Genomic DNA, 12,648 nt, shown 5'->3' on the forward strand with positions numbered 1-12,648 from the left:
TGCCGATGGCCGTGGATTTCGGTTTGCAAGGTCAGGTCGCGATTGTGACCGGTTCGACCAGCGGCATCGGCCATGCCATGGCCGACGCGCTCGCGGCCCAGGGCGTCAATATCGTCCTGAATGGCTTGGGCGAGATGACCGCCATCGAGAAAACCCGCGCCGACCTGGCCGAAAAGCACGGCGTCGAGGTGCTCTACAACGGCGCCGACATGACCAAGCCCGGCCAGATCGCCGAGATGATCGCCGCCGCCAAGGCCGAGTTCGGCGAGCTGGACATCCTGATCAACAACGCCGGCGTCCAGCACGTGGCGCCAATCGAGGACTTCCCCGCCGACCAGTGGGACCTGATCATCGCCATCAACCTGTCGTCGGCCTTCCACGCCACCAAGGCGGCGATCCCGATCATGAAGGAGCAGGGGCGCGGACGGATCGTCAACATCGCCTCGGCCCACGGCCTGGTCGCCTCGCCGTTCAAGAGCGCCTATGTGGCCGCCAAGCACGGCATCCTCGGCCTGACCAAGACCGCCGCCCTGGAACTGGCCACTTTCGGTATCACCTGCAACGCCATCTGCCCGGGCTTCGTGAAGACCTCGCTGGTCGAGGCCCAGATCGTCGATCAGGCCAAGGCGCGCGGGATCTCGGAGGAGGCGGTGATGAAGGACGTGATCCTGGCCGCCCAGCCGACCAAGCAGTTTGTCACCTTCGACCAATTGAACGGTCTGCTGCTGTATCTGGTGTCCGACGCCGGGGCCTCGGCCAACGGCGCGGCCTTCAGCATCGATGGCGGCTGGACGGCGGCGTAGGTCCAGACTTTTCTTCCGTCTTCCCGGCCTTCGCCGGGAAGACGGAGTGGGGGGAGCGTCGGGACCGTCTGAACTCGGAGCTTCTCCATGCCCATCGGTCCGTTCAAGAAAAAGCCCTCGGGCCCCAAGCCCATCAGCCTCGCCCTGCAGGGCGGGGGCTCGCACGGGGCTTTCGAGTGGGGGGTGATCGACCGCCTGCTCGAGGAGGAAGACATCGAGATCCATGCGGTGACGGCCGCCTCGGCCGGCGCGATGAACGCCGTCTGCCTAGCCCAGGGCCTGATCGACGGAGGCCGCGCCAATGGACGAGAAGCCGCCAAGACCCGGCTCGAACGCTTCTGGAAACAGGTCAACCGCAACGGCGGGCGCAACGTGTTTGGCGACACCAGCATCTGGACCAACGCCTTTTCCGGCGGGACCGACTGGCTGAAAAACACCCCCGGCTGGCGGATGGCCGAGACCTTCGCCCTGTCGATGAGCCCCTACGAGTTCAACCCGTTCAACCTCAATCCGCTGCACGACGCCCTGGAAGGCGAGATCGACTTCAAGGCGCTGCGCGAGCGCTCGCCGATCAAGCTCTACATCGCCGCCACGGCCGTGCGCACCAGCAAGTTGAAGGTCTTCCGCGAGACCGAGTTGACCGCCCGCCACATCATGGCCAGCGCCTGCCTGCCCCAGGTGTTCCAGGCGGTCGAGATCGACGGCGAGCCCTATTGGGACGGCGGCTTTCTGGCCAATCCGCCGCTATGGCCGCTGTTCTACGACGACACGCCCGATGATATCCTGCTGGTCAGCCTCAACCCCTTCGTCCGCGACGAGACGCCCAAGACGCCGGGCGAGATCATGGATCGGCTGAACGAGATCACTTTCAACGCGGCGCTCGCCAGCGAGCTGAGGGCCATCGGCTTCGTGCAGAAGCTTCTCGACGAGGGGCTGCTCAAGGACACCGCCCGCGGCCGCTACCGCAGGATGCTGATGCACGCCATCACCGCCGACAAGGCCTTGGCCGACCTGTCGCTGGGCAGCAAGTTCGACACCGAGTGGAGCTTCCTGACCGACCTGCGCGACCGGGGCCGCAAGGCGGCCGACGCCTGGTTGGGGAACCACCTGACCAAGGTGGGGGTGAGTTCGAGCCTGGACCTGAAGAACGGGTTTCCGTAACAGCCTGGCCAGGGATGACAGCGACGAGCACGGAGCCTATCAGGCCCGCCATGGCTTCTACCCCTATGTCCGAACTCCTCCCCGTACCCACCGTCGGCGTCATCTGCCTGCGTGATGACCAGGTCCTGCTGATCAAGCGCGGCACCGCGCCCCGACTGGGCCAGTGGAGCCTACCAGGCGGCCGGCTGGAACGGGGTGAGACCACTCGCGCCGGGGCCTTGCGCGAACTGGCCGAGGAGACGGGCGTCGAGGCCGTGCTGCTGGGGCTTGTCGACGTGGTGGACGGGCTGTTCACGTCGCGGACGACCGGCGAGACGACGCGGCATTACCTGATGATCGACTATGCCGCGCGGTGGGTGGCGGGCGATCCTGTAGCTGGCGACGATGCGGCCGAGGCGCGGTTCTTCACGCTGGCCGAGGCGCTGGCGGCGGTGGAGTGGGATGTGACGCGGGCGGTGATTGAGCAGACGTTTGAGCGGTTTGGGGGATAGGGCCTGGCTTGCGCGGTAGCCCTGAAGCGCGGCGGATCAGCTGGGGACACACGCCCATCCCGCTGCCCGCGCCAAGTGTGCAAGGGCCGTGGAATGAGTGTGTGTCCCCGCCCGTGAGTGGATTCGCCGTCAGGCAAAGCGCAGGTGCGGCGATGTGTTTCCCAGCAGCGCCGCCCGGATCCGCGAGCCAAACTTCGTGCCGGAGGTCAGGCGCGTGACCATCCCGGCGTCGCCGGCGCGGTCAAAGGCTCGCGCGGCGGCGGTCCACAGGGCGGTGGTCACGGGATGGGGCAGGACGATCCCGGCGGCGAGGCCCAGAGCCAGCAAGGTCCAGGCTTCGAAACGATTGACGGCGGAAGACATCAAATGGAACTTTCAAGACTGTGGAGGCGGGCCGCCACGCTGGGTGAATGCGTGACGGCCCGTCTCGGGCCTGTGAAACAGCGGCGATCGCTATTGCGCGGCGACGAGGCTCTCGATCGTCAGCCCCAGGCGGTGGGCGACGCCGGCCGCGTAGGCCGGATCGGCGCGGTGGAAGTGGACCAGTTGGCGCTGCTGGATCTCGACCGGCACGCCGTGCATGGCCGCCGCGATATTGTCGAACAACTGGCGCTGCTGGTCGGCGTTCATCAGGCGGAACAGGTCGCCAGGCTGGGTATAGTCGTCACTGATCCGCCGATGGTCGAAACGGTCGGCGTCGCCCTCCAGCGGCAGGGCTGGTTCGACGAAGGCCTTGTCCTCGACCGGTCCGCCGAAGCTGTTGGGCTCGTACCAGGCGTTGGTGCGCGGCGGACTGTCCAGGCGCATCGCGCCGTCGGCGTGCTGGGTGTGAACCGGGGCGATCGGACGGTTGACCGGCAGGGCCTCGTAGTGGGTCCCGATCCGATAGCGGTGGGCGTCGGCATAGGCGAAGATCCGCGCCTGCAGCACCTTGTCGGGCGAGAAGCCGATGCCGGGCACCACGTTCGAGGGGCTGAACGAGGCCTGTTCGATCTCGGCAAAATAGTTGTCCGGATTGCGGTTCAGCTCGACGATCCCGACCTCGATCAGCGGATATTCGGCGTGCGGCCAGACCTTGGTCAGGTCGAAGGGGTTCCAGCGGAAGGTTTCGGCCTGGGCCTGGGTCATCACCTGGATGCAGAAGCGCCAGCGGGGGAAGTCGCCGGTCTCGACGGCCTCGAACAGGTCGCGCTGGGCGCTTTCCCGGTCGTTGGCGATGATGGCGTTACCCTCGGCGTTGGTCCAGTTCTTGATGCCCTGCATCGACTTGAAGTGAAACTTCACCCAAACCCGCTCATTGGCCTCGTTGAGGAAGCTGTAGGTGTGGCTGCCGAAGCCGTGGATGAACCGGTAGCCCTGAGGAAGGCCACGATCGCTGAACAGCGTCGTCACCTGGTGCAGGCTCTCGGGGCTCAGCGACCAATAGTCCCACATCGCCGTCGGCGAGCGCAGATTGGTCACCGGGTGGCGCTTCTGGGTGCGGATGAAGTCCGGGAACTTCAGCGGGTCGCGGACGAAGAACACCGGGGTGTTGTTGCCCACCATGTCCCAGTTGCCCTGCTCGGTGTAGGCCTTGATCGAGAAGCCGCGAACGTCGCGCTCGGCGTCGGCGGCGCCGCGCTCGCCGGCCACGGTGGAGAAGCGCATCAGGACCTGTGTCTGCTTACCCACCTCCGACAGGAAGGCGGCCTTGGTGTAGCGGGTGACGTCCTGCGTCACGGTCAGGGTCCCGTAGGCGCCCGAGCCCTTGGCGTGGACCACCCGCTCGGGGATCCGCTCGCGGTTCTGGTGGGCCAGCTTTTCCATCAGCTGATAGTCCTGCATCAGCAGGGGACCGCGCGGACCGGCGCTGATCGAATTCTGGTTATCGGCGATCGGTGCGCCGGCCGTGGTGGTCAAGGTGGTCTTGGTCATGGTCGCCTCGCCGTGTTTGATGGTTCACCTTGACCGCGGCGCAGAGATTAATCCAATTGATCGTTTCTTGCGAAGTCATCGGAAAATTCTATGAGGTGGTCGGGCGGCGGGCGTCGCGCTAAGCCTTGCCCATGAGCGAACCCGACACCGCCATCCTGCCCGACGCCGCCGCCGGCAACTGGGTCGATCGCCATGCGCCGCCGGCCCTGCGGCCCTGGTTGAAGCTGGGACGGTTTGACCGTCCGGCGGGAATCTGGCTGCTGATGCTGCCCGGCTGGCAGGGCATCGCCCTGGCGGCGGCGGGCAAGGGGCAATGGCCCAATCCGTGGCTGCTGATCGCCTTCTTCCTCGGCGCGGCTTTGATGCGGGCGGCCGGCTGCGCCTTCAATGACATTATCGACCGCGACTTCGACGCCCAGGTCAGCCGCACGGCGATGCGGCCGATCCCGGCGGGACTGATCAGCGTCAAGCAGGCCTGGGCCTTCGTGATCGGCTGCTGCGCGGTCAGCTTCCTGATCCTGATCACACTCGGCTGGCTAGCGATCGGCCTGGGGATCGCTTCCCTGGCCTTGGTCGCGGCCTATCCCTTCATGAAGCGCATCACCTGGTGGCCGCAGGCTTGGCTGGGCCTGACCTTCAATTGGGGCGCGCTGCTGGGCTTCGCTGCGGCCACCCACAGCCTGACCTGGGCCGCCGCCCTGCTCTATGCCTCGGGCATCTTCTGGACCCTGGGCTACGACACGATCTACGCGGTGCAGGACCTCGAAGACGACGCCTTGGCCGGGGTGAAATCCTCGGCCCGCCGGCTGGGCGAGGCCGCGCCCCGCGGGGTGCTGGTCTTCTATATCGCCTGTTTCGTGCTGGTGATCGCCGCGGCCTGGGTCGGCGGGGTGGGACCCGTGTTCCTGCCGCTGGCGGCGCTGTTCGCTGTGCACCTGTCACGCCAGGCGGCGGCCCTGCGGATGGACGATCCGGTCGGGGCGCTGGCCCTGTTCAAGTCCAACACCCATGCCGGCTTCGTGCTGTTCCTGGCCCTGGTGGCGGGGGCGTGGAAGCCGGCGGGGTTTTAGGCGCCACACCCACTACGGTTGTCATCCCGGACAAGGCCCGTAGAGCCGCAGATCCCGGACCGCCGGAAGCGCCGGCGTCCACGCCTCGGTCCTGGATCTTCGCGCTGCGCGCTTGTCCGGGATGACAGCTAGAACGGGCCGTTGGTGTAAATGCGCTCCATGCTGCGATCCAAGTCGCTCAGGCGGCGGTCATAGGCCCGGTTCAGGCAGGCGCGGTTGGCGCCGCAGGTCCTGCGGTCGCGCAGCCACTGGCGTTGGGCGTCCTCCAGCGAACCGCGACCCCCCATGGCCAGGGTCTTGCGGTTGATGTCGTACAGCACCGACATCCGCACATCCTTGTCGTTCAGGGCCAGGTTGGCGCAGATCGCTTTTTCATCGGCGGTGCGAGCCTTGGCGCAGTTGAAACTGGCGGCCCCCGCTACAGAAGGGAGGGCGGTCCCCGCGACCAAGGTCAGGGCGAGGGCGGTGAGGACAAGGCGCATGAAGGTCTCCGAGCTGTGACGTAGCGTCATTCTGTAAGCCAGAAGCTGACTGTGGCATGGTCGTTCCATGGCCGTCGCGACCCGTATCAAGCCGCAGGAACTGTTCACCCCCGCCGAATGGGCGCCGCTGTCGGCGCGCTCGCGGTGGAAGGGCGTCGCGCTGGTCGCCCACGCCTGGGCGGTGATCGTCGCGGCCGGGGCGGTGTTCGTGCTCTGGCCCAACCCGCTGACCTACATCCTGGCGGTGATGCTGATCGGGGCGCGGCAGCTGGGCCTGGCGATCCTGATGCACGAGGCGGCGCATGGCGGTCTGCACCCCGACCTCAAGGTCAATGACTGGGTGGGCCAATGGCTGTGCGCGGCGCCGACCGGGGCCAGTCTCGCCAGCTACCGGCCCTATCACCTGACCCACCACAAGTTCGCCCAGCAGGCCGAGGATCCAGACCTGATCCTGTCAGCCCCATTCCCCACGACCCGGAAATCCCTGCGTCGCAAGATCGTCCGTGACCTGACCGGCCAGACCTTCTTCAAGCAGCGGTTCGGGCCGCTATTGGCCAAGCTCAAGGGCCGCGCCGATGGCCAGCCCGCCGGCAGCGTGTTCGCCGGCGAGGCGGCGCGGCAGAGGCCGTTCCTGCTGTGGAACCTGGGGCTGCTGGTCGTGCTCAGCGCGGCGGGCCTGTGGTGGGCGTGGCTGGCGCTATGGATCGTGCCGATGGCGACCTGGTTTCCGCTGGTCACCCGGCTGCGCAACATCGCCGAGCACGCCCTGGTGGCCAAGGACGAGCCCGACCCGTTCCGCCATGCGCGGACCACCCAGGCCAGCTGGATCGAGCGAGCCCTGATCGCGCCCTATTACGTCAATTTCCACGCCGAGCATCATCTGTTCATGCACATGCCGTGCTGGAACCTGCCCAAGGCGCATCGCCTGCTTGTGGCGAAGGGCCTGACGGGAAACATGCTCACCGCGCCAGGCTATCTGTCGGTGCTGAAGGCTGCGTCCGGCAAGGCGCCGGCCTAGGAGCTCATTAATACCCGCCCGTTGGCGACGCCAACGGGCGGGCCTTTGCTTAGCTGCAGCTCTTGGCCTTGTGCAGCTCGGCCAAGATGGCCTTGCGCTTCACGACCAGTTCCTCGGCCTTGTCGGCGTCCATGTAGTTGCCCACGGCGGCGGGCCAAAACAGCAGCACGGCGGCGACATTGGCCCCGCTCACACCCTTGTTGTGCTTGGCCTTTTCCAGAATGACGTCGAGCTCCTTGTCCTGCGACGCGATCTGGGCGCAGGTCAGGGAGCTGTCCGACAGCTGATTGGTCGAGATCTTCTGATTGGTGGCGCACGCGCTGAGGCCGAGCGACAGACATGCAAAAATGATCGCCGTAGAGGCGAGCGGGCTATTGAACTTCATGATATTCCCCCAGGAGCACTAACAACAGCCAGAAGCCTAGCCGTGATCAACCGCTAAACGGTTGCGGTGGTTCGTCAAGCACCTTTCGGTTGTCGCAAATTTCGGTTGTCGCAAAGTCGACATGAAAGTTCTCACCATCGACCAGACCCTCGCCGGCCGCCGGGCCTTTATCGTCGAGAACACCCGCCTCCAAGCCCCGCCTCACACGCCCGAGCTCCAGCTTTATCTGGCTGACGAGATCACGCCGATCTGGCAGCTGACCGAACAGGCCCTGGCCGAGCTCGGCCTGCCGCCGCCGTTCTGGGCGTTCGCCTGGGCGGGCGGTCAGGCCCTGGCGCGCTACATCCTCGACCATCCCGAGACCGTGGCGGGCAAACGCGTCATCGACTTCGCCAGCGGCTCGGGCCTGGTGGCCATCGCCGCCATGAAAGCCGGGGCGGTCAGCGTTTTGGCTGCCGATATCGACGTGTTCTGCGAGGCCGCCGTCGGCCTCAACGCCGAGGTCAACGGCGTCGCGGTGGCCTTCACCCAGGTCGATCTGTTGAACGCCCCGCCGCCGGCAGCTGACGTGCTGCTGGCCGGCGACATCTGCTACGAGCGCCCCATGGCCGAGGCGGTCATGGCCTGGCTGGCGCTAGGACGGGCGGCGGGCGCGATGGTGCTGATCGGCGATCCTGGCCGCACCTACTTCCCCAAGGAGGGCCTGGTGAAACTGGCCGAATATCAGGTGGCGACGACCCGAGAGCTGGAGGACACGGCGGTCAAGCGCACCAGCGTCTGGACTCTGCCTTGAGCCTGGACCAGAACAATCCAAGAACATCGTTAGGAGAAGTCATGCGCGAAGACGGCAAGATCGACTATATCGAATGGCTCGCCAGCGACCTGCCGGCCACCAAGGCCTTTTACACCGCCGCCTTCGGCTGGTCGTTCGTCGATTACGGTCCCGACTACGCGGCCTTCGAGGGCCAGGGCGCGGACGGCGGCTTCACGACGCCGCAAGAAGGCGCGACCGACCGGCCGCTGGTGGTGCTTTACGCCCACGACATCGAGGCCATGCTGGCCAAGGTGGCGGCGGCCGGCGCAACCATCACCAAGCCGATCTTCGCCTTTCCGGGCGGCCGGCGGTTCCATTTCACCGATCCGTCGGGAAACGAGCTGGGGGTCTGGAGCGAGACCTAGAGCATCGCGCGGAAAAGTGGCCACCGGTTTTCCGCAAAAGCGATGCCAAAACAAAAATCTAGAGCAAGCCGTGCGATTCCTATATCGCGCGGCTTGCTCTAGGCCTGCGCCGCTCGTCCCGGCGTTCGCCGGGGCGAGCGGTATTTGGTCCGACGGAAAAACCGTCATGAAACCGCGATAAATCCGTCTCCTGACGATCCAGGGGATGACGACAGTGGGCGAGGCGACGCCAGCCAGGACCTGCGGCGACTGCGGGATGTGCTGCAAGCTGATGGGCGTCAAGGCCATCGACAAGGCGCCGCACGCCTGGTGCGGCCACTACCGCAAAGGCGCCGGCTGCGCGATCTATGACACCCGGCCCACGGCCTGCGCCAGCTTCTCCTGCTACTGGCTGCGGGCGCCCAACCTCGATGACCGCTGGCGGCCGGACCGGGCCAGGTTCGTGGTGCATCGCGAGAACGCCGGTCAGGGCCTGATCGTCGAGGTCGATCCGGCCTCGCCCGAGGCCTGGCGAAGGGCCCCGTTCCACGGCACGTTCCGCGATTGGGCGGCACGCGGCGCGGCCAAGGGCGGGACCCTCTACGTCCTGGTGGGCCGCCGCGGCTTCGAGATCCTGGCCGATCGCGACATCGATCATGGCCTGGTGCGCGAGATGCCCGCATGACCGATGTGGCCCCCTCCAAGTCCTGCGGCGACTGCGGCATGTGCTGCAAGGTGCTGCACATCAGCGAGCTAGACAAACCGGCAGGCCGCTGGTGCGGCGTGTTCCGCAAGGGGTCGGGCTGCGGCGACTATCACGGCCGTCCGTCGGCCTGCCAAAGCTTCCATTGCCTGTGGCTGAGCTCGGAGCGATTGGACGCCGCCTGGCGACCCGACAAGGCGGGCTTCCTGATGTATTCGGACCGGGACGGCAAACGGCTGAACGTCGTGGTCGATCCGGGCAAGCCGGTCGCCTGGAAGCGCGAGCCCTACTATTCACGGCTGAAGGCCATGTCGCGCCGGGCCCATGACGGTTACGAGCTGCTGGTCTGCACCGGCGACCGGCGCGTGGTGATGTTCCCGACCGAGGACGTTGATCTGGGCGTCCTCAATCCCGACCACAAGCTGGTCAGCGGCTATGTCGAGCGCGACGGCGCCCAGGCGCCGTTCGCCATGGTGCTGAGCGACATGGAAGGGGCGGCGGTCTAGCCGGGGACACACACTCTCCCCGCCGCCCTGATCCCGCTACCTCTGACCGTGGGAGGAATGTGTGTCCCCATGCGGTATCCGCGCGTCAGAACCGTGGATGAAAATCTCGCGGCGACCACCCGAAGTCGGCCCGCGCCGGGCCGTCGTCGAAGGTCAAGTCCTGGGCCATGCGGTCGCCCATGGCCGCCGTCGCGCCGGGATAGAAGGGCTTCAGCAGGGTCAGCAGCCCGCGAAACAGCCACGGCGGCAGGGTCAGGATCGCCGGGCGACGGCCCAGCCCCTGGAAAACCCGCTCAGCCATGACCCGGTAGGTCAGGATCTCGCCGCCGGTCAGGTCATAGGCTCTGTTCGAGGCCGCCGGCGCCTGGGCCGCCTCCAAGGCGCCGATCGCCAGGTCCTCGGCGTGGACGGGTTGGCGCCGACCCGCCCCCGCTCCTGAAAGCGGCAGCACCTTGAACCGCCGGATCAGGCTGGCCAGCCGGCTGACATTGCCGTCGCGACCTTCGACATAGATCAGGGTCGGGCGAAGGATGGTCCAGCTGACGCCTTGGGCGGCGCAGAACGCCTCCACCTCAGCTTCCGCATCGGCCAGCGCCTTGGCGACCGCCCGTTCGGAGGCCTCGGGCGAGTCTTGCTTGGTGAAGCGGCTGGTCGAGGAAAAGGCCACCAGTCGGCTCAGGCCGCGCGCCTTCAGGGCCGGCAAGGCCCGGGGCAGCAGCCAGATCGGCGACAGCGAGAACACCGTGCCCACCTGTGGCAGCGCCTTGGCCAGGTCCGGATCGCCGAGATCCGCGTCCACCCAGCAGATATCGTCGCTGGGCGGCCGACGGCTCAGCGCCATGGGTTCGATCCCCGCCGCGCTCAGCCGCGCCAGCAGGAACCGCCCGATCAGGCTGGTGGCCCCCAGCACGAGCACAGGCGAGGCAAGGCCCGAGGGAGCGCCAGGCTGCAAGAGGGTGTTTTCAGCGTCCATCTTGTCCCTATAGTCTGCAGCGATACGTCAGCCCACGGGATCTTTGGCCATGACCTTCGACGCGGTGCGCGCCTTCGCCTTCAGCCTGCCCGGCGTCGCCGACGGCACGTCCTGCGGCCATGCCTGACTGAAGGCCCACGGGAAGTTCTGACCCGGCTGTGGGACGACGGCGACGCCCCGGTCTGTCCGGGGATCACCTTCGACCAGCGCGAGATGCTGATCGAGGCCGAGCCGGAGACCTTCTATGTCACCGACCATTCGCACAGTCAGGAGCCGAACGGCGTCAACTGAACCCCTGGCGGCAGCTGAACCTTCATCACGCCGCCGCCCTGGGTCTTGGCCGCGACGGCGCGCAGGATCATCGCCAGGACCGCGCCGTCGGGACCATGGCCCGCGCCACCGACGGTGAACAGCGCGCCGTTCTTGCGAGCCTTCGACCCGGCGGCGCGCAACGCTTGGCCATGGGCGTAGGGCACGACCTGATCCGCCGTGCCGTGCACGAGGTAACAAGGCTCGTCGAGCGTGACGATCGCGCCGGCGTTGTCATAGCGGTCGGAGATCATCCATCGGGCCGCCGCCGGGGCCATGGTTCGAAGATCGGTGAACGTGCCGATGGTCACCAGTGCGTCGAGCTTTTGCCGCCGAGCCAGACCAAAGGCGACGCCGCCACCCAGGCTGTGTCCCACCACGATCAGTTTTCCGCCCCCCGACACGACACGGGCTCGCGCGAAGAACGCGTCCGCGTCGGCGGCCAGTCCTGCCTCGCTGGCCCGACCCGGATTGCCGCTGTATTCGCGGTATTCCGCCGCCACCAAGCCATAGCCCTCGGTGAGCAACGGCGCGAGCCAGCGCATCGAGGTCGCCGCGCTCGAGCCGTTGCCGTGGAACATCAGCAAGGTCGGCTTGCCGTCTCGCGGCGCGATCTCCAGCCCCTTGAGGGTCAGTCCGTCGGCGGTCCGGACGGTGTTAATCACGGCGCCGGTCGGCAGACCCGCCAGGTCGAGCGGGGCCGTTGGGGCGGGATAGATGCGCTCGTGGATTTGGGCGCTGGCGGGCGCGGCCAGGAGCAGAGCCCCGATGACGGTGAGACAGGCCAGAGCTTTCATGACCGCGATGCTATGCGGCCCGGCCGGGAGGGCAAGCCCCGAAATGCGGGGTTGCCGAGCCCTCAGCGCGCCAGCCGCCCATCCGTCAGCGCCGCCGGCTCGAACTTGAAGACCACCTCGGAATCCGGCCGCTCTATCCCCTTCAGCAGCTTTTTCGGGGCCGAGGCGTGCAGCATGTAGCGCAGGATGTTCAGCCGGGCGGCCTTCTTGTGGTTGGCGCGCACGCAGACCCAGGGCGCCGGGGTCGAGTGGGTGCGCATCAGCATCTCGTCGCGGGCGGCGCTGTAGTCTTCCCACTTGGCCTGGGCCACGGCGTCCAGATCGCTGACCTTGAAGGCCTTCAGCGGCTCCTCGCGCCGCGCTTCCAGCCGTTCGGCCTGGGTCTCGCGGTCGATGTCGAGCCAGAACTTGGTCAGGCGCACGCCGTTCTGCACCAGCATCAGCTCGAAGGCCGGCACGTCACGCAAAAACTGCTCCTGCTCGTCGGGCTTGGAAAAGCCCATGACCCGCTCGACCCCGGCCCGGTTGTACCAGGAGCGGTTGAACACCACGGCCTCGCCGGCGCCGGGCAGGTGGGCGACATAGCGCTGGAAGTACCACTCGCTACGCTCGCGATCGCTGGGGGCGGGCAGGGAGATCACCTGGGTGGCGCGGCGGTGGGCGTGCTCGGTCAGCCGGGCGATGGCCCCGTCCTTGCCGGCGGCGTCGCGGCCTTCGAAGATCGCGACGGTTTTCCAGCCCTCTTTCATCGCCTGTCGCTGCAGGCCGACCAGGGCCAGTTGCAGGTCGCGAAGCTCGGCTTCGTAGTCGTCGGTCTTGCTCATGGCGCAGAGCCTACCCCCGGAACGTGCAGTTGCGCTAGAGTCGTTGTTTTTACG

The 12,648-nt window shown here is 67.0% G+C and carries 17 protein-coding genes; 9 read left to right on the forward strand and 8 right to left on the reverse strand.

Annotated elements, in window-relative coordinates; translation table 11 throughout:
* The first annotated feature begins 5 nt into the window (after positions 1–5).
* The 3 genes from ACP7AG_RS07200 to ACP7AG_RS07210 all read left to right on the forward strand — a co-directional run bounded on the left by ACP7AG_RS07200 (position 6) and on the right by ACP7AG_RS07210 (position 2,455).
* Positions 6–803: a 3-hydroxybutyrate dehydrogenase gene (locus tag ACP7AG_RS07200; RefSeq protein WP_426011209.1), complete on the forward strand. Its 798-nt coding sequence runs from the start codon at positions 6–8 to the stop codon at positions 801–803.
* 87 nt (positions 804–890) lie between these two features.
* Entirely contained in the window at positions 891–1,964 is a 1,074-nt protein-coding gene (locus ACP7AG_RS07205; protein WP_426011210.1) for a patatin-like phospholipase family protein, read from the forward strand.
* 65 nt (positions 1,965–2,029) lie between these two features.
* Entirely contained in the window at positions 2,030–2,455 is a 426-nt protein-coding gene (locus ACP7AG_RS07210; RefSeq protein WP_426030320.1) for an NUDIX hydrolase, read from the forward strand.
* Positions 2,456–2,584: 129 nt separating this feature from the next.
* On the opposite strand, the gene ACP7AG_RS07215 is transcribed toward ACP7AG_RS07210, so the two are convergent.
* Both ACP7AG_RS07215 and ACP7AG_RS07220 read right to left on the reverse strand, forming a co-directional pair.
* Positions 2,585–2,818, reverse strand: a complete 234-nt coding sequence (locus ACP7AG_RS07215; protein WP_426030321.1) for a hypothetical protein — start codon at positions 2,816–2,818, stop codon at positions 2,585–2,587.
* A 90-nt stretch (positions 2,819–2,908) separates the two neighbouring features.
* A complete protein-coding gene (locus tag ACP7AG_RS07220; RefSeq protein ID WP_426030322.1) occupies positions 2,909–4,369 on the reverse strand; it encodes a catalase in 1,461 nt (486 codons plus the stop codon).
* 125 nt (positions 4,370–4,494) lie between these two features.
* Here ACP7AG_RS07220 and ubiA point away from each other — a divergent pair, with 125 nt between their 5' ends.
* Complete coding sequence (gene ubiA, locus ACP7AG_RS07225) at positions 4,495–5,439, forward strand: 4-hydroxybenzoate octaprenyltransferase (RefSeq protein WP_426011214.1); 945 nt, start codon at positions 4,495–4,497, stop codon at positions 5,437–5,439.
* Between the two features lie 128 nt (positions 5,440–5,567).
* Here ubiA and ACP7AG_RS07230 read toward each other — a convergent pair whose 3' ends face one another.
* A complete protein-coding gene (locus ACP7AG_RS07230) occupies positions 5,568–5,921 on the reverse strand; it encodes a lysozyme inhibitor LprI family protein (protein ID WP_426011215.1) in 354 nt (117 codons plus the stop codon).
* Between the two features lie 67 nt (positions 5,922–5,988).
* On the opposite strand from ACP7AG_RS07230, the gene ACP7AG_RS07235 reads away from it, so the two are divergent.
* A complete protein-coding gene (locus ACP7AG_RS07235; RefSeq protein ID WP_426030323.1) occupies positions 5,989–6,939 on the forward strand; it encodes a fatty acid desaturase family protein in 951 nt (316 codons plus the stop codon).
* A gap of 49 nt (positions 6,940–6,988) precedes the next feature.
* Here ACP7AG_RS07235 and ACP7AG_RS07240 read toward each other — a convergent pair whose 3' ends face one another.
* Positions 6,989–7,324, reverse strand: coding sequence for a hypothetical protein (locus ACP7AG_RS07240; RefSeq protein WP_426011217.1), 336 nt, complete (start codon positions 7,322–7,324; stop codon positions 6,989–6,991).
* A 121-nt stretch (positions 7,325–7,445) separates the two neighbouring features.
* On the opposite strand from ACP7AG_RS07240, the gene ACP7AG_RS07245 reads away from it, so the two are divergent.
* The 4 genes from ACP7AG_RS07245 (at position 7,446) to ACP7AG_RS07260 (ending at position 9,691) form a co-directional block, all read left to right on the forward strand.
* Positions 7,446–8,117 (forward strand): class I SAM-dependent methyltransferase, encoded by a 672-nt coding sequence (locus tag ACP7AG_RS07245; RefSeq protein WP_426030324.1) that lies wholly within the window; start codon positions 7,446–7,448, stop codon positions 8,115–8,117.
* 41 nt (positions 8,118–8,158) lie between these two features.
* A complete protein-coding gene (locus ACP7AG_RS07250; RefSeq protein ID WP_426011219.1) occupies positions 8,159–8,503 on the forward strand; it encodes a VOC family protein in 345 nt (114 codons plus the stop codon).
* Positions 8,504–8,708: 205 nt separating this feature from the next.
* The gene (locus tag ACP7AG_RS07255; RefSeq protein ID WP_426030325.1) at positions 8,709–9,167 is read left to right on the forward strand and encodes a YkgJ family cysteine cluster protein; all 459 of its coding nucleotides are present in this window, start codon (positions 8,709–8,711) and stop codon (positions 9,165–9,167) included.
* Positions 9,164–9,691 (forward strand): YkgJ family cysteine cluster protein, encoded by a 528-nt coding sequence (locus tag ACP7AG_RS07260; protein WP_426030326.1) that lies wholly within the window; start codon positions 9,164–9,166, stop codon positions 9,689–9,691. The genes ACP7AG_RS07255 and ACP7AG_RS07260 overlap by 4 nt, the downstream gene beginning before the upstream one ends.
* 85 nt (positions 9,692–9,776) lie before the next feature.
* On the opposite strand, the gene ACP7AG_RS07265 is transcribed toward ACP7AG_RS07260, so the two are convergent.
* The 4 genes from ACP7AG_RS07265 to ppk2 all read right to left on the reverse strand — a co-directional run bounded on the left by ACP7AG_RS07265 (position 9,777) and on the right by ppk2 (position 12,594).
* Complete coding sequence (locus ACP7AG_RS07265; RefSeq protein WP_426030327.1) at positions 9,777–10,664, reverse strand: SDR family oxidoreductase; 888 nt, start codon at positions 10,662–10,664, stop codon at positions 9,777–9,779.
* Positions 10,665–10,691: 27 nt separating this feature from the next.
* On the reverse strand, positions 10,692–10,922 hold the full coding sequence (locus tag ACP7AG_RS07270) for a hypothetical protein (protein WP_426030328.1): 231 nt from the start codon (positions 10,920–10,922) through the stop codon (positions 10,692–10,694).
* An 8-nt stretch (positions 10,923–10,930) separates the two neighbouring features.
* Complete coding sequence (locus ACP7AG_RS07275) at positions 10,931–11,770, reverse strand: alpha/beta hydrolase family protein (RefSeq protein ID WP_426030329.1); 840 nt, start codon at positions 11,768–11,770, stop codon at positions 10,931–10,933.
* 62 nt (positions 11,771–11,832) lie between these two features.
* Positions 11,833–12,594: a polyphosphate kinase 2 gene (gene ppk2 / locus ACP7AG_RS07280; RefSeq protein ID WP_426030330.1), complete on the reverse strand. Its 762-nt coding sequence runs from the start codon at positions 12,592–12,594 to the stop codon at positions 11,833–11,835.
* Between the last annotated feature and the right edge of the window lie 54 nt (positions 12,595–12,648).

It is taken from the genome of Caulobacter sp. DWP3-1-3b2, assembly GCF_049896325.1.
In the GTDB taxonomy this organism is placed as follows: Bacteria; Pseudomonadota; Alphaproteobacteria; order Caulobacterales; family Caulobacteraceae; genus Caulobacter.